Source organism: Pandoraea eparura (genome assembly GCF_902459725.1).
In the GTDB taxonomy this organism is placed as follows: Bacteria; Pseudomonadota; Gammaproteobacteria; order Burkholderiales; family Burkholderiaceae; genus Pandoraea; species Pandoraea eparura.
Map to the genome: position 1 here is coordinate 822221 of NZ_CABPSH010000002.1, position 20340 is coordinate 842560.

At 64.4% G+C, this 20340-nt stretch carries 19 protein-coding genes; 8 read left to right on the plus strand and 11 right to left on the minus strand.

Annotation, left to right across the window (positions count from 1 at the left end; genetic code table 11):
* Positions 1 to 33: 33 nt before the first annotated feature.
* The 3 genes from PEP31012_RS07910 to PEP31012_RS07920 form a co-directional block, all read right to left on the minus strand.
* Complete coding sequence (locus tag PEP31012_RS07910; protein WP_150588749.1) at positions 34 to 1683, minus strand: methyl-accepting chemotaxis protein; 1650 nt, start codon at positions 1681 to 1683, stop codon at positions 34 to 36.
* A 181-nt stretch (positions 1684 to 1864) separates the two neighbouring features.
* A complete protein-coding gene (locus PEP31012_RS07915) occupies positions 1865 to 2716 on the minus strand; it encodes a beta-keto acid cleavage family enzyme (protein WP_150588851.1) in 852 nt (283 codons plus the stop codon).
* Complete coding sequence (locus PEP31012_RS07920; RefSeq protein ID WP_150588750.1) at positions 2716 to 4056, minus strand: aspartate aminotransferase family protein; 1341 nt, start codon at positions 4054 to 4056, stop codon at positions 2716 to 2718. Before PEP31012_RS07920 ends, PEP31012_RS07915 begins: the two co-directional genes overlap by 1 nt.
* 264 nt (positions 4057 to 4320) lie before the next feature.
* Here PEP31012_RS07920 and PEP31012_RS07925 point away from each other — a divergent pair, with 264 nt between their 5' ends.
* Both PEP31012_RS07925 and PEP31012_RS07930 read left to right on the plus strand, forming a co-directional pair.
* On the plus strand, positions 4321 to 5226 hold the full coding sequence (locus PEP31012_RS07925) for a MurR/RpiR family transcriptional regulator (RefSeq protein ID WP_150588751.1): 906 nt from the start codon (positions 4321 to 4323) through the stop codon (positions 5224 to 5226).
* A gap of 173 nt (positions 5227 to 5399) precedes the next feature.
* Positions 5400 to 5813 carry an RT0821/Lpp0805 family surface protein gene (locus PEP31012_RS07930; protein ID WP_150588752.1) on the plus strand — a complete coding sequence of 138 codons (414 nt, stop codon included), beginning with the start codon at positions 5400 to 5402 and terminating at the stop codon, positions 5811 to 5813.
* Between the two features lie 167 nt (positions 5814 to 5980).
* Here PEP31012_RS07930 and PEP31012_RS07935 read toward each other — a convergent pair whose 3' ends face one another.
* Positions 5981 to 7216 carry an MFS transporter gene (locus PEP31012_RS07935; protein ID WP_150588753.1) on the minus strand — a complete coding sequence of 412 codons (1236 nt, stop codon included), beginning with the start codon at positions 7214 to 7216 and terminating at the stop codon, positions 5981 to 5983.
* A gap of 407 nt (positions 7217 to 7623) precedes the next feature.
* Here PEP31012_RS07935 and PEP31012_RS07940 point away from each other — a divergent pair, with 407 nt between their 5' ends.
* Entirely contained in the window at positions 7624 to 9228 is a 1605-nt protein-coding gene (locus tag PEP31012_RS07940) for an EAL domain-containing protein (RefSeq protein ID WP_150588754.1), read from the plus strand.
* An 87-nt stretch (positions 9229 to 9315) separates the two neighbouring features.
* Here the strand turns inward: PEP31012_RS07940 and PEP31012_RS07945 are convergent, their stop codons facing one another.
* Positions 9316 to 9699, minus strand: coding sequence for a hypothetical protein (locus tag PEP31012_RS07945; RefSeq protein WP_150588755.1), 384 nt, complete (start codon positions 9697 to 9699; stop codon positions 9316 to 9318).
* A 151-nt stretch (positions 9700 to 9850) separates the two neighbouring features.
* On the opposite strand from PEP31012_RS07945, the gene PEP31012_RS07950 reads away from it, so the two are divergent.
* Entirely contained in the window at positions 9851 to 10702 is an 852-nt protein-coding gene (locus PEP31012_RS07950; RefSeq protein WP_150588756.1) for a TOBE domain-containing protein, read from the plus strand.
* Positions 10703 to 10729: 27 nt separating this feature from the next.
* Here PEP31012_RS07950 and PEP31012_RS07955 read toward each other — a convergent pair whose 3' ends face one another.
* Positions 10730 to 11923 (minus strand): MFS transporter, encoded by a 1194-nt coding sequence (locus tag PEP31012_RS07955; RefSeq protein ID WP_150588757.1) that lies wholly within the window; start codon positions 11921 to 11923, stop codon positions 10730 to 10732.
* 181 nt (positions 11924 to 12104) lie between these two features.
* Between PEP31012_RS07955 and PEP31012_RS07960 the strand changes: the two genes are divergently transcribed.
* A complete protein-coding gene (locus PEP31012_RS07960) occupies positions 12105 to 13013 on the plus strand; it encodes a LysR family transcriptional regulator (RefSeq protein WP_150588758.1) in 909 nt (302 codons plus the stop codon).
* Positions 13014 to 13112: 99 nt separating this feature from the next.
* On the opposite strand, the gene PEP31012_RS07965 is transcribed toward PEP31012_RS07960, so the two are convergent.
* Positions 13113 to 14393 (minus strand): MFS transporter, encoded by a 1281-nt coding sequence (locus tag PEP31012_RS07965; RefSeq protein ID WP_150588852.1) that lies wholly within the window; start codon positions 14391 to 14393, stop codon positions 13113 to 13115.
* Positions 14394 to 14681: 288 nt separating this feature from the next.
* Between PEP31012_RS07965 and PEP31012_RS07970 the strand changes: the two genes are divergently transcribed.
* Complete coding sequence (locus PEP31012_RS07970; RefSeq protein WP_150588759.1) at positions 14682 to 15575, plus strand: LysR family transcriptional regulator; 894 nt, start codon at positions 14682 to 14684, stop codon at positions 15573 to 15575.
* A 49-nt stretch (positions 15576 to 15624) separates the two neighbouring features.
* Positions 15625 to 15999, plus strand: a complete 375-nt coding sequence (locus tag PEP31012_RS07975) for a hypothetical protein (RefSeq protein WP_150588760.1) — start codon at positions 15625 to 15627, stop codon at positions 15997 to 15999.
* Positions 16000 to 16071: 72 nt separating this feature from the next.
* Here PEP31012_RS07975 and PEP31012_RS07980 read toward each other — a convergent pair whose 3' ends face one another.
* Positions 16072 to 16425, minus strand: a complete 354-nt coding sequence (locus PEP31012_RS07980; protein ID WP_150588761.1) for a DUF2288 domain-containing protein — start codon at positions 16423 to 16425, stop codon at positions 16072 to 16074.
* A 191-nt stretch (positions 16426 to 16616) separates the two neighbouring features.
* Here PEP31012_RS07980 and PEP31012_RS07985 point away from each other — a divergent pair, with 191 nt between their 5' ends.
* Positions 16617 to 17039, plus strand: coding sequence for a hypothetical protein (locus PEP31012_RS07985; protein WP_150588762.1), 423 nt, complete (start codon positions 16617 to 16619; stop codon positions 17037 to 17039).
* Between the two features lie 153 nt (positions 17040 to 17192).
* Here PEP31012_RS07985 and PEP31012_RS07990 read toward each other — a convergent pair whose 3' ends face one another.
* The 3 genes from PEP31012_RS07990 to pepE all read right to left on the minus strand — a co-directional run bounded on the left by PEP31012_RS07990 (position 17193) and on the right by pepE (position 20042).
* Entirely contained in the window at positions 17193 to 18080 is an 888-nt protein-coding gene (locus PEP31012_RS07990; RefSeq protein ID WP_150588763.1) for a DMT family transporter, read from the minus strand.
* A 41-nt stretch (positions 18081 to 18121) separates the two neighbouring features.
* Positions 18122 to 19096: a fatty acid desaturase family protein gene (locus tag PEP31012_RS07995; protein ID WP_150588764.1), complete on the minus strand. Its 975-nt coding sequence runs from the start codon at positions 19094 to 19096 to the stop codon at positions 18122 to 18124.
* Positions 19097 to 19328: 232 nt separating this feature from the next.
* Positions 19329 to 20042: a dipeptidase PepE gene (gene pepE / locus PEP31012_RS08000; protein ID WP_150588765.1), complete on the minus strand. Its 714-nt coding sequence runs from the start codon at positions 20040 to 20042 to the stop codon at positions 19329 to 19331.
* Between the last annotated feature and the right edge of the window lie 298 nt (positions 20043 to 20340).

The following is a 20340-nucleotide window of genomic DNA, read 5'->3' on the forward strand; positions in this document are numbered from 1 at the left end:
TGTCCGCGAATGTCGAGGAATGCGTCCGTGACGTCACGCCAGCCCGGCGGACGGCAGCGCCTGCACCTTGAAGCGCGAGACGCCACTCTTGAGTCCGTTGGCCACGTGATTGAGTTCTTCGATGGCCTGACTGGATTGCTGCAACGATTCGGCGGTCTGCTGCGCCGCCTCGGAGAGCTGCACCAACGCCTGATTGATCTGCTCGGCCCCGGTGGCCTGCGCCTGCATGCCTTCGTTGACGACCTGGAAGCGCGGCGAGAGCGTCTGCACCTGCGCGATGATCTGCGCGAGCTGGTCGCCGACCTGTCGCATCTCGTCCATGCCGCGCCGCACCTCCTCGGTGAACTTGTCCATGCCCATCACCCCGGCCGATACCGACGACTGAATCTCCTTGATCATCTGCTCGATGTCGTAGGTGGCTACCGCCGTCTGGTCGGCCAGGCGCCGGATCTCGGTCGCCACCACGGCAAAGCCGCGTCCATACTCGCCCGCCTTTTCGGCTTCGATCGCCGCGTTCAGCGAGAGCAGGTTGGTCTGGTCGGCCACCTTCGTGATCGTGGTGACGACCTGATTGATGTTGCCCGCCTTCTCGTTGAGGATGCCGAGCTTGCCGTTGACCGACCCCGCCGCCTCCACGACGTGACGCATGGCGTCCTCCATGCGGGTGAGGCCGACGTGCCCCGTCCCCGCCAGTGACGCCGCATGCTCGGCCACGCCCGCGACCTCGGTCATGGTGCGCGCCAGATCGCGCGACGTGGCAAAGATCTCGCGCGAGGTCGCGCCGATCTCCGTCGTCGTCGCTGCCGTCTCCGAGGCCGTGGCCTGCTGCTGACGCGACGTGGCGGCAATCTCGGTGACCGACGTCGTCACCTGCAATGCCGACTTCTGCGCCTGCCCGACCAGCCCTGTGAGTTCATCGGTCATCCGGTTGAAGCCCGCCTCCAGCGCCCCGAATTCGTCACGCCGTTCCAGATCGAGACGCTGGGTCAGATCCCCCGAGCGCATGACTTCCAGAATCCGCATGACACTCGCGAGCGGCACACTGATGGCCCGGAACAACAGCCAGCCGGCCAGCAAGGCGCACGCAAGCGCCACGCCCAGCGTGATGAGCAACGTCGCCTTGGCCGATGTCACGGACTGGCTGATGTTGTGAGTCGACTCGTCGGCAAAGGACTTGTTTGTATCGACCAACTGCTGGATCGCCGTACGCCCACGGTCCCATTCCGGGTAAAGCTGTTCCGTCAGCACAGAGCGCGCCGCGGCAACCTGACCGTCGGCAACCAGCTTTAGCACCTGATTGCTGACGCGGCCGTACTGCTCGCGCACGCTGCGCACCTGGTCGTACTGGATGCGGTCGACGGCGCGGTTGACCGTGGTGCCATAGTCCTTGATCCAGCCGTCGATATGGGTATTGGCCGCACGAAGCGCATCGAGATCGGCCGCGCGCGTCTTGTCGTTGTCGTCGATGGACACGACTTGCTGCAACACCTGGAAGCTCTCGAACCATGCGCCGCGCAGCATCGTGCTGTAGTAAAGGCCGGGCGTGGAGTCGGTCTCCACGCTGATTGCCTCATCCTGGATAGCGATCAGCCGCGTAAAAGCGATGCCGGCCATGACGGCCATCAAGGCGATGATCAGGCCAAAACTGGCCAGAATGCGATGTCGGATCGACCAGTGTTTCACGCCGCGCTCCCGTTCGTGGTTTCACGCCCGGTGCCGGGGGAGAGGCGACGCGGGCCTGTTTAAGGTTACGCCGATTCTATTACAGCGGCCCGGCCGCGCTACGTCGGTCAGGCCGTGAATTTGGGTTCAATTCTGATTGGAAGCGGCTCAATCGCCCCCCGGACGGCCCCCAACCGCCCACTCAACGGGTCAGTTCGCGCAGGGCGTCTGCCGTCATGGGCGCGAGCGCCAGCGGGGTTGCGGCCGCCGTGAGTGCGCCCAGCGACGCCGCGTTGTCCGGCGAGATGCTGCCATCCGGCAGGTAGAGATTGTTTTCGAAGCCGATCCGGGCGTGGCCGCCATACAACACGGCCGCCAGCGCGCACTCGGCCTCGCGCGGGCCGAACGCGCACATCGCCCATGGCGTGGCCGTGATCGCCTCGCCCAGCGCCTGCGCCCCGGTCTGCCAGGCCGCGAGGAACGGTAGCAGATCCGACGGCGACGACACCTGCCCCTTGCTGTACCGGCCCAGCACGAACAACACCCAGTGGCGCCCCGGCCGGATCGCCCCACTTGCCCGCAAACGCCAGTAGTGCGCCACGTCCTCGGTGTCGTACAGGATGTACTGCGTCGCGATGTGCGCCTGCCAGAGCCAGCCGAAGAACGCTTCGACCTCAGGAGCATGTGCGGCGTCGGGCAACACTTCGCGCAACGCCACCGAAATCGCTTCGGGCTGCAAGGCACGGACCGTCGCGATCTGCTGCTCGGGGGTGTAGACGCCGACCGCCTCGGTCGTCACTTGCAGCACGAGTTCGTCGCCGACCGCGCGCCGCACCGCATCGATCCCTGCCGTGTAATCGGGCACTTCCAGGCTGTGCGTGCCATCGGCCTTGCGAACGTGCAGGTGGATCATCGCCGCCCCCGCATCCAGACAAGCCTTTGCGCATGCGCCGAGTTCGTCGGGCGTCATGGGCAACGCGCGATGATCGACGTGCGTGCGGCGTGCGCCATTGGGCGCGGCGGCCAGTGCAAAGGTGCGTGTCGTGCCCGTCATCATGCGCCTCCGGTCTTCACGCCGGTGACGTCGGCCACCGCCAGCGCCAGCCGTTCCACGATGCGATCGATGTCCGCCGGCTGGCAGATGAACGGCGGCGCGATCAGCGCATGATCGCCATGCACGCCGTCGACCGTGCCGCCCATCGGATAGATCAACAGGCCGTGCGCCTTCGCCGCGGCCTTGAGCTGCGCGTGCGTCTTGTCGGCCACCGGGAGGGTCTGGCGCGTCGCACGGTCGGTGACGAATTCAACACCGACGAAGAGGCCCCGGCCACGCACGTCGCCCACGTTGGGGTGATCGGCGAAGACTTCACGCAAACGTGCCCGCAGTTGCTCGCCACGCGCTTGCACGTTCTCCAGCAGGTGGTCTTCGGCAATCGTGCGCTGCACGGCCAGCGCCGCCGCGCAGGCCATCGCGTGCCCCAGATACGTGTGGCCATGCTGGAAGAAGCCGGAGCCGCCGACCACGGCATCGAAGATCTTGTCGGTGCAAAGCATGGCACCGATAGGCTGATAGCCCGCCCCCAACCCCTTGGCGATGACGAGAATGTCCGGCACCACGTCGTCTTCCTCGCACGCGAACAGGTAGCCCGTGCGTCCCATGCCTGACATCACTTCGTCGAGCAACAGCAGCACGCCGTACTTGTCACACACGGCGCGAATGCGCTTGAAATAGTCGCCCACCGGCGGCACCGCGCCCGCCGTCGCACCCACCACGGTTTCCGCGACAAACGCGATCACCCGATCGGCACCGAGTTCGAGGATCTTGGCTTCGAGTTCGTCAGCCAGACGCTGGACATAGTCGGCATCGCGCTCGCCCTCATGCCGTTCTCGATACGCGAAGCAGGGCGAAACATGATGCGCAGGCACCAACAGCGGCAGGAACGGCTCGCGACGCCACGCATTGCCGCCGATGGCCAGCGCCCCCAGGGTGTTGCCGTGGTAGCTTTGGCGACGCGCGATGAAATACTGGCGTTGCGGCTGGCCGATCTCGACGAAGTACTGCCGCGCCAGCTTGAGTGCGGCTTCCACCCCCTCCGACCCGCCGCTGACGAAATACACGTGATTCAGATCGCCGGGCGCGCTCGCGGCCAGCGTGTCGGCCAGTTGTTCGGCAACTTCCGTCGTGAAAAACGACGTATGCGCATAAGCCAGTTGCGCCGCCTGTTGCTGCATTGCCTCGATCACGCGCGGGTGACCGTGGCCCAGACACGAGACGGCCGCGCCGCCGCAGGCGTCAAGGTAATGCTTGCCGGTGCTGTCGATCAGCTCGATGCCCTGGCCGCCGACCGCGACGGGCAAAGTCTGGCGCGGGTTGCGGTGAAACACGTGAGTCATGCCTGAACCCCTGACGGAAAGATGGTGCGTCGCGCGATGACCACTCCGCCACCGATACGCGAACGATGTGGCTCAGTGTAGGCGTATCGTCCGACGATTGCAACATATGTTTCAATAAATTTTCCTTCGCAACACTTCGCGCAAGCGTCCGACCCCGTGCGACGCTTGCGCAGCGGCCACACGCCTCCGGGGAAAGCGCGTGCGCAGCCGGGGCATTTCATGCAACAATCGTTACATTCTTTCGTCGCCGTGTTGCCATCCCCCATGTCAGAGACCCCCGCGCTGCCGCAGACGCTCGACCAGCTCAACCTCATGTTGCGCGAGCGCTATCCCCAGCTCAGTCCGCAATTCCAGGCGGGCGCGCGTTTCCTGCTCGACCATCCGCAACGCGTGCCGATCAGCTCCATGCGCGCCATAGCCGCCGAGGCCGGAGTGCAGCCCGCCACGTTCGTGCGGCTCGCGCAGCATCTCGGCTTCGACGGCTGGCACGGCCTGCGCGAACTGTTTCTCGAATCGATCCGGCTCGGGCCGCAGCCCTATGCGAGCCGTGCTCGCCAGGTCATTCGCGACGGCGACGCCGCCCGCATGGTGCCCGAGATGTTCCGCGTGCAGCACAACAACCTCGACCTGACCGAAGCGGGGGCGAATGCGTCGCTGGGGGCGGCCGTCGATCTGCTCGCCAACGCCGGCACCGTGCATGTTGCCGGCTTCCGCGCGTGCTTTCCCATCGCATTTACGTTTCAGTACGTCTATCGGCTGTTCCGGCCGACGGTGCATCTGATTCGCGGCGAGGCCGGCACGCTGGAGATGGAGCTGCGCGCGCTCTCGGCACGCGATGTGGTGGTGGTCATCAGCTTCGCTCCGTACTCGAACGAAGCGCTGATCGTTGCACGAGCGGCGCGAGCGGCCGGGGCGCGCGTGCTCGCCCTCACCGACTCCACTGTCTCGCCGCTCGCCCTCGACGCCGACGTGACGGTGTTGTTCTCGCATGAGAGTCCGTCGTTCTTTCCGTCGATCACCGCCGGAATTGCCGTCGTCGAGACGCTCGTCGAGATGTTGCTCGCCCGCAAGGGGCGCGGAGCCGTGCGCGCGCTGGAACTGGCCGAAGACCAGTTGCATGGCACAGGCGCTTACGTCAGCCCGACAGGGGGCGCTGCACCGACGCCATGACAGTGCCCGGCTGGCGCTGAGGTGCGCTGAGGTGCGGTGCGAGGACGAGGCACGTGGATGACGGCGCCGCCGGTTTCTTTTATGATCGATGGGATGCCTGCGGCCGAAGCGTCGATGCAAGACGCGACGTTGCGCAGAACCCGTCCCCCTGCCGACACTCTCAAGGACTCCGAATGTCGCATCTCCGTTTGTCGCTTGCCCGCTCGATCGGGCTTGGCGCGGCGCTCGTGGTCAGCGCCACCGTGGCCGCGCCGGCGTTTGCCGCCTCCAACCTCAGCTTCATGAGCAACTCGCCGCTGGCGTATCTGCACAAGGCCGACAACGCGTCGCTCGCCAAGGCGGCCAGCAATGTCCTGTCCCATCAGCAGGACAACGAGACCGTCGACTGGAGCAACAAGGGCACCGGCAACCCTGTGGCCATCAAGGCGCAGCTCACGCCCACCAACACCCAGAAGGATGACGCGCAGACCTGCCGCGACCTGATCGTCGTGCTCGGCGCGAAGGGGCAGGAAGTCACGCTCAAGCTGCCGACCTGCAAGAAGGGCGAGAACGGCCAATGGGAACTGCAAAAGCGCGGCTCGCAGTAATCACCCGGTCGTCTTCCGGACAAGAAGCCGCCGGCCCCGAGCACTGAACTGCCCCCCGGAAAGGTGGACAACCCGCTAACCTTTGGGGTCGGTGCAGAACTCGGGCCGGCGGTTTTTCATGGCGTCGCCCGTGCTCCGGGCACGGGCGACGCCTGCCGACAGCGGCCTCAGGCCGCCGCCGTCTTCTTGTGGCCTTCCACGTTCGGCAGCAGGATGGTCACGATGCCGAGCAGCGGCAGATAGGCACAGACGTGGTAGACGAAGTCAATGCTCGTCGAATCGGCCAGTTGCCCCAGCACGGCGGCGCCCACACCGCCCATCCCGAACGCGAAGCCGAAGAACAACCCCGACACCGTACCAACCTTGCCCGGGATCAGTTCCTGTGCATAGACGAGAATCGCCGAGAATGCCGAGGCGAGGATCAGGCCGATCACGACCGTCAGAATGCCGGTCCAGAACAGGTTGGCGTGCGGCAGCATCAGCGTGAAAGGCGCAGCCCCAAGGATCGAGCCCCAGATCACATATTTGCGGCCGATCTTGTCGCCCAGCGGACCGCCGATCATCGTGCCCGCGGCCACGGCGAACAGGAACACGAACAGATGCACTTGCGCGCTTTGCACCGACACGTGGAACTTGCTGATCAGGTAGAACGTGAAGTAGCTGCTGATGCTCGCGAGATAGAAGTACTTCGAGAAGATCAGTAACAGCAGAACGCCAACCGCGAGCATCACTTTCCCGCGCGACAGATGCGCGTGCCCGCCTCGGCGCGCAGCCGGCTTGCCCTTGCTTGCGGCGCGCTGCCCGGCATACCACCGACTCACGTGGAACAGTACGAAGATCGCAACCAGCGCCGCCACCGAAAACCACGCCACGCTGCCTCGGCCGTGCGGTGCAATGATGAGCGCGGCGAGTAACGGCCCGAGCGACGAGCCGACGTTGCCGCCGACCTGGAAGAACGACTGCGCCAAGCCATGGCGTCCGCCCGAGGCCATGCGCGCGACGCGCGACGACTCCGGGTGAAACACCGACGAGCCCATGCCGACAAGCGATGCGGCCACGAGCAGCATGCCGAAGTTTGGCGCGACGGCCAGCAGCAGCAGGCCTGTCAACGTAAAGCCCATTCCGACCGGCAGCGAGTACGGCTTTGGATGTTTGTCGGTGTAAAGGCCCACGACCGGCTGCAACAATGACGCCGTGACCTGGTAAGTCAGCGTAATCAGGCCGACCTGCGCGAAGCTCAGATCGAAACTCGCCTTGAGCAGCGGATAGATGGCCAGGATCAACGACTGGATCATGTCGTTGAGCAAATGGGAGAAGCTGATCGCAGACAGCACGCGAAACGCGGTGCCTTGGGCTGCCGGCGAGGGGGCGCCGGGAAGGGACGTGGCAGGTTGGCTCGACATGGGAGGGGGATTTGACGTCAAAGGCTTCAGGAAATCGACGCACTTCCGGCAGTTTTCGTGCAAACAGACCAATAGTTTGGGACTTGGCCTATTTTTTGCCGGAAATCTAATGTGTGAAGTGTAGAGCATGCGTAAATCGCGGTTACGCCAACTTTTGTCGCGATTCCGCCATCCGGCCCGCTGCGGTATGCCTCATAACAATCGACAAAAGACGCTTGCCGGGCAGCCCTGAGCCGCCTATCGGACATGCCGTCGCGGCCCCGATGGACCGGACTTCGCCAACGGCACGTGCGGGTTTATCGGGCGTTGGAGGCCGTCAGGGATTCGTGTAGAGTCGATTGACGAGTTGTGCCGTGCAACACGAAGCACACGCAAGGGCCCTCTCTTTCCTTGGTTGGCAGCAGAACATGATTCAACACTCCAGAGTCGTGCAGTGGCTGGTGACCGGGCTTGTCGTGACGGTCACGCTCCTCGTCGTCCTGTTCCTGGGCTGGCTGCGCGTTCATCACCTGTCGCAGGCGTTCCTCCAGCAAGAAGCGCAGCGTCAGCGCGCAGCGCTCGAGCGCATCGTCACCACGGCCGAGGACACCCTCAAGGGTGCCACCCCCTGGGTCGGCCGCGATTGCAGCGAGGTCAACAGCTCACTCCAGGCCACCGGCTCGCTGAGCCCCTATTTCCGCTCCATCTGGCTGGTCTCCCACGGCAAGATGTATTGCTCGTCCGTGATCCGCTCGAACGATGCCATCGATATGCCCTTGCCGACCGAACTCGTGCCGCTGCTGACCGGCACGCGCGAAATGTTCGTCGCGGGCACCCCCTATGTGCGCAACGCGCCCGCGCTGGCGCTGTTCGTGCCGACCTCGGCCACCGATGGTGTCCTGGGTTTCGTCGATGGCGTGTACCTCACCGAGTCGCTTCACAGCGTGAAGACGGCCGAGCTTGCGTGGACGGCCATGACCATCGGCAGGGTTTCGCTGACCTCCGAGGGACCGAAGCTCGAATCCGTGGGCATCGCGACCCGCGGGGCGCAAGTCACGCTCGACTCGGACCATTTCTCGACCTCGCTCGCGGGCAGTCCGGCGCTGACGCGATCGCTGATCGCCGGCCAGGCACCCGTCTTTCTGGCGTTCGGCGGAACCATCGCGCTTTTGCTCGGCATTCTGACGTTCCGCCATCTCGGTCCGGCGCAGTTCATGCGGCGCAAAATCGCCGTGGGCATCAAACGCAATGAATTCAAGGTCTACTACCAACCCGTGATGGAATTGGCCACGGGCCGCTGCGCGGGTGCCGAGGCGCTGATGCGCTGGCATCACCCCGATGCGGGCCTGGTGCGCCCCGACGCCTTCATCCCCATCGCCGAAAGCAACGGCCTGATCATCGATCTCACCCGCTCGCTGCTCAAGCAGATTCGCAACGACGTCGCCAGGGGCGCGCTGCCGCAGGGCTTTCACATCGCCATCAACCTCGCGGAACGGCATTTGCGCGACACGACCATCGTGCACGACATCGAGCGCATTTACGGCTCGCTCAACCATACGTATCCGATGATTGCAGAGATCACCGAGCGCTATGTGATTCGCGACACGGCAGCCGCGCGCAACGTGATGGCCGAGCTTCAGCGGCACGGCATTGAAACGGCGCTGGACGACTTCGGCGCCGAGAACAACTCCATCGGCTACCTGAAGCGCTACGACTTCAACTATCTGAAGATCGACAAGGAATTCCTGCCCGTCACCGAAGCCGATACGGTCACGCGCAACATCTGCGATTCCATCATCCATCTGGCCGAGCGGCTGGACATGACGGTCGTGGCGGAAGGTGTCGAGAACGAGATGCAGGCGAATTATCTGCGCGCGCGCCACGTCACCTACGCACAGGGGTACCTGTTCGCGCGTCCGATCGCGTTCGACGAGTTGGTGCAATTTGCGATTGCCCACCCGATCAGGGGACTGACGGCCGTGAGCCCGGTGCCTGCGACAGTGGCGCCGCTGCCGCCTCGCAAGGCGAGCTGAGCGCGTTGCCCCCTTGGCGCATGCCGAAAGCGCCCGACCGGTGAAAGCCATCGGTCTGGCGCGTCGTCCGGCAACGCCGCAACCAGGTCAGAAGACCAATTGCGGCATGTTGTTGCGGGGTGCTGGCATGGCGGCCGCCCGCGTGCTGTCACGCATTTCGGCGCGCAGCAACCACAATCGCTGCGCGACGAAATGTCGGAAACGCATTTCACCTGCGGAGAAAGAGATTTGCACCTGATGCCGCTTGCCGTTGGGCAGCATGCGAATCAGACGATAGTATCGAGCCCCGTCAACCGTTTCTTTGATATTCCTGACGCGCATCATTTCACCCCGTTTCTGTTGTGTCAGGTGAGTGGGCACTTCGACAAACGTCGCATTCCCGGCGTACCCGCATCGGACCTCGACGTCAGTCTGATGGGGAACCTGCCGGCATTGGGGGGGCATGCGGCGAAATTCAATGTAGTGGAGCAACGTCCCCCATTCGTCCCCCAAAGAAAAAACCAGCGCCCGCTTCGTTGGTGCGCCGCAACAGCTCAGCGCCCTGGGCCGGTTTTCGCCGGCTCGCCGGCTCGGCGGCCCTCTACAATGCGGTTATCTGCCCAGTTCGACCGAATCGATTCTTATGGTTTCCGAAATTTCTTCAATACCGGATGGTGTATCGCCCAACGGGCTGGACAATGCGCTGCAAGTGAGCGGATCGCTTTGGGTACATCGTGGCAATGCGTCGCTTGGCGGCCATGCCAGGATTGCGCTGCTCGAACAGATTGCCTCGCACGGGTCGATCACGGCGGCCGCGAAAGCCGCGGGCATGAGCTACAAAGCCGCATGGGACGCCGTGGACGCGATGAACCAACTCGCCGGCGAGCCGCTGGTGGCGCGCAGTACAGGCGGCCGAGGCGGTGGTGGCACGCGGCTCACGGCTCGTGGTGCAAAGCTCGTGGCGGCATTTCGGGCGGTGGAGGTAGCGCAGCGGCAATTCCTTGCGCGTGTGGCCAACGATCTGGAACATTTCGACGAGCAGTGGCCCGTCATCGCGCGGCTCGGCCTGCAGACCAGTGCACGCAATCAGTTGCACGGCACGGTCACCGGCATTCGACGCTGTGGCGTGAATGACGAAGTGACACTCACGTTGCCCGGCGGTGAAGCGATCACGGCGTCGCTCACGCATCACAGCACGCAGACGCTGGGGCTGGCGACCGGCAGCGATGCGTTCGCCCTCATCAAGGCGCCTTGGATCGACATCGCGCGCGGCGCCGATCTTGCCGGGCTCGCCACGGCGAACCGACTATCCGGCACGGTCGAGGCCATCGCCGACGAGGCGGGACAAGCCGAAGTCATTCTGGCGTTGCCGGGCGGCACCCGGCTCGCCGCGGTCATGCCGCACGATACGTTGACGGCTCGCGGGTTGACCGTCGGCGTTGGTGCGACGGCCGCCTTCGCGGCCGTCAGTGTGATTCTGGGGGTGATGGCCTGATGCGCTCGCGTCACGCCATCGCGCAACTCACAAGGCGGGTGTCTCGCAGGTCGGGGTGACGAGGGACTTCGCGTCACGACGATCCAGGCGCAGGCTCAGCAACGCCACACCCACCCCGGCCAGCGGCGCGAGGGCGGCGACCCACGGCACCGCCGTCAGCCCCGGGCCGTGCTCGATGACGAAGCCGCCGAGCCACGCGCCGATGGCGTTGCCGAGGTTGAAGGCGGCAATGTTGAAACTCGACGCCAGGCTTTCCCCCGCCCCCGAGGCCTTTTCCATCACCCACAGTTGCAGCGGCGCCACCGTTGCGAACGCTGCCGCGCCGAGCAGGGCCACAAACACGATCGCCAGCCAGTGCGAGTGAAGCGCGAATGTCATCAGGCCCAGCACGACGGCCAGCGCCAGCAGGCTGCCCAGCACCGTCGGCACCACGCGACGATCCGCAAATTTGCCGCCCAGCAGGTTGCCGACCACCAGGCCACCGCCGAAGATCAGCAGGATCGGCGAGACCGCGCCTTCGGCAAAACCAGTGACTTCAGTCAGCAGCGGGGCAATGTACGTGAACACGCCGAACACGCCCACCCAACCAAGCACCGTCGTGAGCAAGCCGAGCAGCACAGGACGACGAGCCAACGCGCGCAGATCCGCTCGCCAGTCGCCCGCGTCCTTCGGTGCTGCGATCTTCGGCACGAACCCGGCGATCACGACAAAGGCGAGTGCACCGATGGCCGTCACGGCCCAGAAGCTGGCGCGCCAGCCAAAGTGCTGACCCAGCCATGTACCGAACGGCACACCGAGAATATTGGCAACGGTCAGCCCCGTGAACATCACGGCAATGGCGGACGCACGGCGCTCGCGCGGTACGAGCCCGGTGGCGACCACCGAACCGACGCCGAAGAACGTGCCGTGCGCGAACGACGTCAGCACGCGGGCGGCCATCAGGGCCGCGTAGCTCGGCGCGAGCGCACAGGCGGCGTTACCGATGGTGAAGATGGCCATGAGCACCAGCAGGACGGTCTTGCGCGGCCAGCGGGCGGTGGCAGTGGTCATGAGGGGGGCGCCGACGACGACCCCCAGCGCATAGCCGGAGATCAGCAGGCCGGCAGCCGCGATCGACACGCCGAAATCGGCGCCGACATTGAGCAGCAGACCCATGATGACGAATTCCGTCACGCCGATGCCGAAGGCACCGGCGGTCAGGGCGTAGAGGGCGATGGGCACGAAAAACTCCTGTCTCGGAAAATGGGAAGGTCCCGCACCCCCACGGGATGACGGTGAACCGATGTGCGGAATATAGACGCCCACGCATTGGTGAAATAGACTGCGCGAAGGAAAATGATTTGTGACGTGGCGTCACAATGCTCTGCGACGCCCGTCACCGATACGCTCAAGGACACCACCGATGGGTCGACAGGACGTCAATCGCTCAGGCGATATGGAAGTTTTCGCGCGCGTTGTCGAGCATGGCGGCTTCTCGTCGGCGGCGCGCGCGCTGCATATGACACCGTCTGCCGTGAGCAAGCTGATCGCGCGGCTCGAGGCGCGTCTGGGCGCGCGCTTGTTCAACCGCTCGACGCGCCGCCTGCAACTCACCCCCGAGGGCACGGCATTTCACGAGCGAGCGGTACGGGTGCTGGCCGCCATCGAAGCCGCCGAGCGCGAAGCGGCGGCGGGCGCGGTGCCGCGCGGCCTGTTGCGGGTGAATGCCAGCGTGCCGATCGGCTCGCACTACCTGCTGCCGGTCATCCCGGCGTTTCTCGCGCAGTACCCCGAGATCCGTCTCGACCTGACGCTCACCGACACAGTCGTCGACCTGCTGGAGCAACGCGCGGACGTCGCGGTTCGGGCCGGCCCGCTACGCGATTCCCGACTGGTGGCCCGCAAGCTCGGCGAAAGTCGCCTGCACGTGGTGGCATCGCCCGATTATCTCGCTCGCAACGGACCGCTTCGCACGCCAGCCGACCTGATCCACCACAACGTCATGGCGTTCAATTTCGACCGTCAGGTGCAGGGCTGGCCATTTCTCGATGGCGCCGGGGGCATCACGCACTATCCGCAGATCGGCAACATGGTCGTGAGCGATGGCGAGATCATGCGCAAGCTCGCAGTGCAGGGGCTCGGGCTGGCCCGCCATTCGCGCTACCACGTCGACGACGATCTGCGCGCCGGCCGGCTCGTCACCGTGCTCGACGACTACAACCCGGGCGATCTTGAGCCTGTGCATGCCGTATATGTCGGGCAAGGCGGTCACTTGCCCGCTCGCGTGCGGGCGTTCCTCGACTTTCTCGTAGCGAACGTGCGCCTGCCGTAGCGGGGCAAGCGCGTGGCAAGCGTCGAGCGCGTTGCATTTCCATCCGCCATTTACCGACGCAACGCGCCTGGGGTCTGGCGCCCAGGGCTGCGCCGACGATCAAGCCCGCGCCAGGCCGCGATGCGACCAGACAAAGAGCGGCCATGCCAGCGCGGCACACACCAGCCCCCCGGCCCACACCAGTCCCCAGCCGCCAATCGACAGCAGCAGCGGAATCGCGAGCGGCGTGAGGAACATCGTCAGAAACACACCGGTGTTGCCGATACCGAGCGCCGTTCCCGCACGCGACGCGCCCGCCAGCGTGGCCAATTCGGTGAACGCCACGCCGTGCCATGCCGACGCGACCACGCCCCCCGCAATCAGCAGCGCGATCATCCACGGCGTACCCTGTGCCAACCATTCCGGGCGATGCGCCAGCGCCGTCACGAGCAATGCCAGCAAGGCAAAGACCGCCCCCACCGCCATCGCGCAGACGCGCAGATATTGCGGACGGTTGCGGCGCTTGTCCGTGAAGCGTCCGCTCCACACCCGCGTGATCGCGGCCCCGGCCTGCACCGCACCGAGTGTCAGCGAGATGGTCGCCACGCTCGCATGCGCAACGTCGTGCAGAAACACCGTGCCGAACGTGAGCACCGCGATCTGCGGCATAGCAAGCACCGCCATCCCCAGCGCCGTACTCAGCAAGCGTGCGTCGCGCAACGGCGAATAGCTTGGGGCCGGATGTGCGTCGGTGACGGCTTCCCCGCGCGCCGCGTTGCTCGCGCTTTCCTGCGGTTCCTCCGGCGGCTCGAGCAGCCACCACCACGCCACGATGGCAGCCGCGAGAGACGCCACGGCCAGCCCGCCGAAGACGGCTTCGAAGCCGAAGTGCTGCGCCGCGCCTGGCAACACCAGCGCGCCGACCCCGCCGCCGAGCGGCACGGCGCATTGCCGCACACTCATTGCCAGCCCTCGCTCGCGATCGTGGAACCAGCGCATGATGGCGCGCCCGCTCGATCCGTTGACACTGCCGCCGAGGATGCCGATCGCCAGCATCCCCGCGGCAAGCATCGGCATCGACGGCACCGCGTGTGCCGTCGGCACCCCCCACAGCGCCAGGCCGACGAGTGCGAACGCCGTCACCATCAAGCCGACGAGCAGCACGCGCCTGTCGCCCCAGCGGTCGGTGAGCATGCCCCACGGCAGTTCGGAGACGGCGATGCCCAGCCCGATCATGCCAAGCACGATGCCGAGATCGCCGTTGGCCAACGCGTAGGCGCTACGCATCTGCACGGCGGTGGCGGGAATGCCGCCCATCGCGGCGGCAAAGCTGGCATTGGCCGCCACGCCAACGCCCAGCACCTTCCAGCGGTGATTGTGGCTGAGGCGACGGGAGAGCATCGTCGCGTTGGGTACAGGGGCCAACTGGCGGGCAGTGGCGGGAGCGGTACACAGACGTTCGTTCATGGGTGACAGTGCGCAACCTCGAAGGCGGAGAAGCGTGAAAAGGGCTGGCGTCGCCCGTCTCGTACCAACGCGCGGTTCGGGCCACCATGACCGCATCGTACGGATAGACATTACATCGGAAAAGCGGGAAAATTCGATGTCATATATCGTGTTTTCCGGATTAACATCAAACGGCACCGCGCGCCACCCGAGCGCCAACGCGATGCCATCCCGAGAGCCGCCATGAACGCCCGCGCCTTCGACCTCACGCAGTTGCGTACCTTTATCGCCATTCACGACGCCGGCAGCATTTCGGCCGCGGCGGAACAAATCTTCCTGTCGCAATCGACCGTTAGCGAGCAACTCCAGAAGCTCGAAGCGCGCGCCGGCCAGCCGTTGCTGGTGCGATCGCGCAAAGGCATGCGTCCGACCCCGGCGGGCACACGGTTGCTCACCTATGCGCGGCAGATCTCGGCACTGTCCGAGGCGGCGTTCGAGGATCTGCAGGGCGTACTGCTCGATGGCGAGTTGCGCATCGCCATCACCGACTATTACCGTCCGCATGACGTCGGCCGTGTGCTCAAGCGATTCACGAGCCTCTACCCGCGCCTGCGACTGCACGTGAGCGCCATGCAAAGCGCGCAAATCGAGCGCACCGCCCTGAGCGGTGAACACTTCGACGTAGGGTTGGTGTTGCGTCTGATGAACGAGGACGTCGGCCGCGGCGCGAAGACGCTGGGTTACCGAACGCCGGGCACGCTGGTGCGCCGCGAGCGTCTCGTGTGGGCGATGTCGTCGACGCTGGCCGAGCCGCTCGATGCGCCGCTGCCGCTGGTGACAATGCCGCCGTCGTGCACGCTGCAAAGCCTCGTGCTCGCGGTACTGGAGCGGCACAACGTGCCTTATCGCATCTCCCATTCGGCGGCGGGCGTCGCCGGCATGCAGTTGGCGCTCGGCGCGGGGCTGGGGATCTCGTGCCTGAACGAATCGGCGCTCACGCCCGATCTTGTCGTGTGCCCATCGTCGCTCGGTCTGCCCCCGCTGCCGCGAGCGGAATTCCACTTGCTGCCCGGACGCGCCGACGAATCCGACCTGATCCGACACGCGCGCAATGCGCTGCAGCGACTCTTCGCGTGATACCTTTGCCCCCTGATCCCGATTTTGTCCGCTAATTGCGGTTGCCGTCATGCCGGAAGCCACTCCGATTCGTCTGAATTTCAACACCCGCCGCGCGCTGTTGTTCGCGCTGACGGCCGAGCGTCTGTCGGCCTTTTACGAGCATGGGCAATGGATGACGGACAAACAGGGCGCGACGCTCGCGCAGATGTGGTTATCGCGCTCGAAGCTTCAGCTCCCGCTTGAAGAGCGGCGTTTGCTCTCGACGTTGAGCGACGATTTCGCCCGCGAGTTGGCCGGCACGCTCTCGCGTGAGGCCGGCCTGTATACCGCGCATGAAATGACGGAATCGCTCGACGCGGACTATGCGTTTGCGTCGGCAGTGGCGCAGGATCTGCTGGAAGACTGCACGCGACGCCTCATCGAGGCGGGGATTACGGAGTGACGCGGTAACAAAATCAAAGCGGCGGCGAGTGGCGCGTCAGCGCGCACCTCATACAATTTTGCCATCGCGCCATCACGCAACGATGCCGCGTTCCTGTACGAGCACCCACGGCGCGACAACCACCGCCCAAAGCTCCGGCGTGCGCGCGGTGAAATCGGTGGCTTGCTCGGCTTGCATGCGCTGCACCATGCCCGACGCGAGCCATTGCGACACGGTGGTCTTGTCGTCGTTCGCAACTGCCTCGGCGACCGACACGAGATCGACGCCGGGCGCCACGTACAGCAGCACCCCGCGCGCGAAGAACGATTCCAGGTCCTTCCAGTCGATCTTGGCGGTTTCCCCGAGCAGACGGAGATAGACGTCGCTGGCACCGGACGCGGCGGCTTGGGAAACGGGATCTGACGGGGCGGGCTTGGGCGAATCCATGACAACGGGCTCCAGATTGCGCGGGTCGACGAAAACGACGGAGCCGGGCAAGCGTAAATAACGAAAACCCGCATTGTAATGCGCCCCGGCGTGCGCGACGGTGGTAGCATCGGAACCCCACGCAGCGCACAGGTGTCGCAGCGACATGGCCCGACCGCCGCGGGGTGGCTAACGTTTTACCGAGGAACCGCATGTCCAAACAAAAAACCGATCCCAAGCTGGAACAAGCGCTGACGCGCGGCGATCTCGCCATGCGCCAGATCAACTCCGCCCGTGCGACCGCGCTGCTGCGCGCCCTTGGCGAGATGATCGTGGCAGCGTCGGCGACGATCGGCGTCGAAGCGGTGGTCGACGTGCCCAACGGCGACAAGGTCTACGACCCGGAAGACGGCGTGTGGCCGCAGGCGCTCATGCTGTCGTTCGACGGCCCCATCGAAGAGGCCGACGAAGAAGAGTTGCGCACCGTGCAGTTGATCGCCGACAAGTATCCGGAAACCTTCCAGGTGGTGTGGCACCGTGCCGATGGCAAGATGGGGCGCCATGAAGCGCGTCCGCTCGCGATGGTTGCGTTCCTCACCGACGTCGAAGTGCCGTGGCTCGACGACGAAGCCTGATCCCGCATCGATCCCGACACTGCCGCTGACGGCACGAGGGCGGCATCGCCGCTGTCCCTCACGATGCCTGCCGGCAACCCGCCGCCCGAGGCTCACGCCTGGGCGGCGGTTTCGTTTGCGCGGGCGCTGGACGTCGAGCGTGCCGGCGTTCCGTCACCGTCCCGGTCGATGCCAGACCGCAATCACGAGTCCAATGGCGATGCAGCCCGCGCCGAGCATGCCTTCATCGCTCAGCCGGTCACCGAAGAGCGCGAATCCGAACAGCGTCGCGAACAGGGGATCGCTGGTTTCGATGATCTGCACTTTGCTGGCCTGGCCGCCCGCCACCGCCCGCGTGGTGAAGTAGAAGCCCCCGATTGTCGGAAGTAACACGAGCGCGCACAGCGTCATCCAGGCCAAGCCGCTGGGCATGGCGAATCCCTCGCGCATCAGCGGCATCGACAGAAACGCGCTGCCAAACCCGAATAGCCAGACGAGCTGCGGCAGTCCCGAGCCGATCCTGAACCACTTGGCGAGGAAGATGAACAGCGCGTACCCGCATCCGCCGGCCAGCGCCAGCGCGATCCCCGCCGAACTGCCTTCGATACCGCTTTCGAACAGGCCCATCACGCCGACACCGACGACGATGGCCAGAAAGGCGGCCATCTTCCGGCGCGTTGTCTTCTCCCCGAGAAACCGCCCGGACAAGGCAAGGGTGGCGCCGCCCGCCGCATACGTGAGGAACGAGACGAGCGGAATCGACGCGTGCGAGAAGGCCGTCGTCTCGAAATAGTAAAGGCTGAAAATGCCGAGAAACGCGAGACATGCGAACTGCGGCCAGCGATGGGCCAGCCGAACGGTTTGCGTGCCGAGTTCGCGACGACAGGCACAAAGCAGCGACACCACGACGAACGCGCCGAAGCACTTCCAGAACGCGATCAGCGCGGGTGTGGCCCCTTGATCGAATCCGGTTCGCGTCAACACGCCGATCGTCCCGTTCAGGACAGCGGCGACCAGCGCGCAAATCTCCGGCCCGTAGGCTGTGCGATTAAATACGCCCATTTTCCGATGTGGACTTAATAGATAGGCAATAAGCGACGCACTCATGGCGTTTGAGGTGCTCTGACGAAGTCGACAAAGGTCACGCGGCCGCTTTGATCCGACGAGAAGATTCCTCCCCACTTGTCGTCCCATTCGGAAAACGCGTTGTCTGCTCGAAGAATCCGGGTGGCGGCAGCGAGATTCCAATGCGGGATCCCCGGCAACAGATGATGCGTAAGATGGAATGAATCGCCGTGCATCCCGATGAAGAGGCGTTCAACCCAGCACGAATAACGGTTTCGGGCGCCGAAGCACCACTCACTGGATGCGTCCATGAACGGGTAATGCTCGGACAATTCACTGAACCAACCAATTACTGGAAAAACCAGAATCAGCGGAATCCACCAAAAGAACATAAGATTCGCCAGCCATCCCTGCGAATAGGCAATCACAGCCATCGACGCATGAAAGGCAAGAATCAAAAAGGATTCGGCTTGGGATTCGTTTGGGCGCACGGAAAAAGACAGGCGACTCAGAATCAGGGACTTGATATAGCGGAGTGTGAACCGGCCATATATCGCGCTCAGTATGAATCGCCGGAAGAAGTCTGGGCCTCGTTGGGTCTCATATATCCCTGCGCCCAGCAGCTCCCGATAATCGGGATCGTGATTGGCATCGCCGAGGTGTGAGTGATGCAAAATTACGTGGGATTGCCGATAGGCAAACATGGATTGCATGATTGGCCAACCGCAGAATACTCGGCTCACAACCCGATTCAAAGCCTTGGATCTGAACAGCGTCCCGTGCGACCCATCATGGAAAAGACTTGCTAATGCACGCTGTCTAGCCCCGATGATCAGAACTGACAACGGATACAGCAGCGGCTGCACCTCTAATGACAGCAGGCAGCCGGCAAGAATCCAAACGTAATCGAGAACGATAGAAACAAGCCCTCGATGGTTGTTTCGCTCGCACAATGCCTTGATGCGGCTCTTTTGATCTCCGGTAAGCGCGAGACTCGTGTATTTCCGTACCATGTTCCCCCTCCGCCAAACGTTCCGATGACGGAAGGGGACATGCCCATTTTTCCGTCAACGCTCATCACGCTCCGAGGGGGAAGCGCGCACCAAATTTGATTTCGCATTCTGCCAGCGGAAATACACCTGCAGAATGCAATTGGGTGCGAAAAGTCAGATTTAAGAATTTTCGGATATTCAATCCGGCCCGTAGCCGGCCGTCATCCGCGCGATGGCACGATGCGCGCGCGAATCAGATCGACGCCAGCGCAAACGTACGGCCCGTCGCGAGCTTGTCGACGACACCGCCCTGCTTGAAATGCAACGCGTCGAATTCACCGAGCACGGTGGCGTTATCGCCCTGCACGTACAGCGCCGTCCCCTCCCGAATGGCGACGACGCGTTCGTCCGGATGGATCGCCAGATACTCGGCCAGGCGCTCCTCGCGCGATTCACCGTTGTGCCCCGCCGGCTTGCCGCTGATGAAGTGCGGATTCACCTGGAACGGAATCAGGTTGAGCGCCTTGAGCGTCGGCGGCTCGACGATGGGCATGTCGTTGGTCGTGCGAATGGTCGGGCACACCACGTTCGCCCCGGCGCTCCACCCCACGTAGGGCATCCCCGCGTTCACACGCTCGCGCAGCAGGCCCACGAGGCCAGCGTTGTACAGGCGATCGAGCAGCACGAACGTATTGCCCCCGCCCACCACGACGGCTTGCGCCTGCTCGACGGCGGCGCGCGGATCCTTGTGGTGATGAATCGACTCGAGGGCATAGCCCAGCCGCTCGAACATCGGCTTCACGCGCGCCTCATACTCGTCGAAGCTGTACGTGATGCCCCCGGCGTATGGTACGAACAACACACGTTTCGCGTGGTCCCGGAGCACCGCATGCACCTGATCGTCGGCATGCGCCAGAAAGCCCTGGCTGCCCTTGCGGGAACTGCTCATCATCAAGATCTGTTTCACGACTCATGCCTCCAGGGCAGATGTTTTCGGGGGAACGGCCCGGCGCGGGCACGTCGCGCACTTTCGGCGCAAACGGTGAGTGTACCCGTCACCTCGACGCAGGCACGACGCTCCTCGACCCGCGTAGCGGTCACCGCGTCCGCCGGCGCGCCCATTTCTCATGAAGTGAAATGCCATATCGAATGCTGCAACCGCACCGTCCGCTTTCGGTATCGGACGGAAAGCCCTGTGGCACCGATGTCATACGCAAATCCTTATGCCGCCTATAAGCTACGGTGGTATCACGACGCGAAATCCC

Coding starts and splice junctions, on each gene's coding strand:
- PEP31012_RS07950 (WP_150588756.1), top strand. CDS start 9,851: ATGGTTTCCGAAATTTCTTCAATACCGGATGGTGTATCGCCCAACGGG.
- PEP31012_RS07990 (WP_150588763.1), bottom strand. CDS start 18,080: ATGGGCGTATTTAATCGCACAGCCTACGGGCCGGAGATTTGCGCGCTG.
- PEP31012_RS07915 (WP_150588851.1), bottom strand. CDS start 2,716: ATGACGGGCACGACACGCACCTTTGCACTGGCCGCCGCGCCCAATGGC.
- PEP31012_RS07935 (WP_150588753.1), bottom strand. CDS start 7,216: ATGTCGAGCCAACCTGCCACGTCCCTTCCCGGCGCCCCCTCGCCGGCA.
- PEP31012_RS07985 (WP_150588762.1), top strand. CDS start 16,617: ATGTCCAAACAAAAAACCGATCCCAAGCTGGAACAAGCGCTGACGCGC.
- PEP31012_RS07980 (WP_150588761.1), bottom strand. CDS start 16,425: ATGGATTCGCCCAAGCCCGCCCCGTCAGATCCCGTTTCCCAAGCCGCC.
- PEP31012_RS07940 (WP_150588754.1), top strand. CDS start 7,624: ATGATTCAACACTCCAGAGTCGTGCAGTGGCTGGTGACCGGGCTTGTC.
- PEP31012_RS07925 (WP_150588751.1), top strand. CDS start 4,321: ATGTCAGAGACCCCCGCGCTGCCGCAGACGCTCGACCAGCTCAACCTC.
- PEP31012_RS07975 (WP_150588760.1), top strand. CDS start 15,625: ATGCCGGAAGCCACTCCGATTCGTCTGAATTTCAACACCCGCCGCGCG.
- PEP31012_RS07970 (WP_150588759.1), top strand. CDS start 14,682: ATGAACGCCCGCGCCTTCGACCTCACGCAGTTGCGTACCTTTATCGCC.
- PEP31012_RS07965 (WP_150588852.1), bottom strand. CDS start 14,393: ATGCTCTCCCGTCGCCTCAGCCACAATCACCGCTGGAAGGTGCTGGGC.
- PEP31012_RS07995 (WP_150588764.1), bottom strand. CDS start 19,096: ATGGTACGGAAATACACGAGTCTCGCGCTTACCGGAGATCAAAAGAGC.
- PEP31012_RS07960 (WP_150588758.1), top strand. CDS start 12,105: ATGGGTCGACAGGACGTCAATCGCTCAGGCGATATGGAAGTTTTCGCG.
- PEP31012_RS07930 (WP_150588752.1), top strand. CDS start 5,400: ATGTCGCATCTCCGTTTGTCGCTTGCCCGCTCGATCGGGCTTGGCGCG.
- PEP31012_RS07920 (WP_150588750.1), bottom strand. CDS start 4,056: ATGACTCACGTGTTTCACCGCAACCCGCGCCAGACTTTGCCCGTCGCG.